Origin of the sequence: Allobosea sp. (genome assembly GCF_030694325.1) — a bacterium.
In the GTDB taxonomy this organism is placed as follows: Bacteria; Pseudomonadota; Alphaproteobacteria; order Rhizobiales; family Beijerinckiaceae; genus Allobosea.
The window spans coordinates 1-1,317 of record NZ_JAUXYO010000046.1 but is presented as its reverse complement, the minus strand read 5'-3'; the positions used below and the strand labels follow the sequence as shown (position 1 = coordinate 1,317).

1 protein-coding gene is annotated in these 1,317 nt (G+C 69.2%); it reads left to right on the top strand.

What is annotated here, in order from left to right; genetic code table 11:
* Positions 1–1,317: methyl-accepting chemotaxis protein (locus tag Q8M82_RS02420; RefSeq protein ID WP_305689787.1), on the top strand; the 1,317-nt coding region annotated here is incomplete at both ends.

Below are 1,317 nucleotides of genomic sequence, written 5' to 3'. Positions count from 1 at the left end.
CCTGATCGACCAGGCCGTCGCCCAGATGGAGGTGACGCCGCAGCTCAAGGCGGCGCTGTCGACCGTCCAGACCGGCTTCCGCGACGAGGAAGCGAAGACCTATCGCGCCCTTTACGAGGCCGCCCGCGACGGCACCCCCGCCGGCATGAGCCTCGCCGATTGGCGGGCCTGGACCCAGGCGTCGCTGGCGACGATCCTGCAGATGCGCGACGCGGCCTATCAGCAGGCTACGATCGAGATCGACGGCGTGCTGACGATCGCCCGCTGGCAGCTGGCCCTCTCGCTCCTCGCGATCCTCGCCGTCACGGCGATCGTCGTCGCCGTGGTGTTCCTGTTCAACCGTGGCGTGGTCCAGCCGCTCGGCAAGCTCGCCGACTCCGTCGGCCTGATGCTGTCGGGGGCCGAGGATGCCCGGATTCCCGCCAAGGTCGGCATGGTGGAGGTCGATGCGATCAGCCATGCGCTCGGCGATTTCCAGGCCAATATCCAGCGGATCCGCGCACTCGAGCAGCAGGAACACGCCGCGGCGGCGGCACGTCTCGCCCGCGCCCAGTCGATGGAAGCGGTCGTGTCGGATGTCGGCGAGGTCGTGGCGGCGGCGGCGGCCGGCGATTTCTCGGCGCGACTGCAGATCGACCAGGCGGACGAGCAGATGCAGAAGCTCGTCGCCGGGATCAACGAGATCAACGCGGTGGTCGATTCCGCCACCAGCGAATTTGCCCGCACGCTCTCGGCGGTCGCCAGCGGGGATCTGACGGTGCGCGTCGATGCCGCCTATCGCGGCAAGTTCGCCGAACTCAAGGGCGCGATCAACGAGACGGTCGAACGGCTGTCCTCGACGGTGAAGACGATCCAGATCACGTCCTCCGACGTCGGGCTGGCTGCGCGCGAGATCAACACGGGTGCCGACGACCTGTCGAAGCGCACCGAGGAGCAGGCCTCGTCGCTGGAAGAAACCGCGGCGACCACGGAAGAGCTCGCGGCCTCCGTCAAGGCCTCGGCCCAGGCCTCCCGCGACGCGGCCGCGATCGCCGACGAGGCGATGAGGGCGGCGCAGGCCGGCGGCGCCATCGCCGGCAAGGCGGTCGATGCCATGGCCCGGATCGAGGACGCCTCGACCAAGATCTCCGACATCATCCGGGTGATCGACGACATCGCCTTCCAGACCAATCTGCTGGCGCTGAACGCGGCGGTGGAAGCGGCCCGCGCCGGCGATGCCGGCAAGGGCTTCGCGGTCGTGGCCTCGGAAGTGCGCACACTCGCCCAGCGCTCGGGCGAGGCGGCCAAGGACATCTCGGCGCTGATCTCGTCATCCAA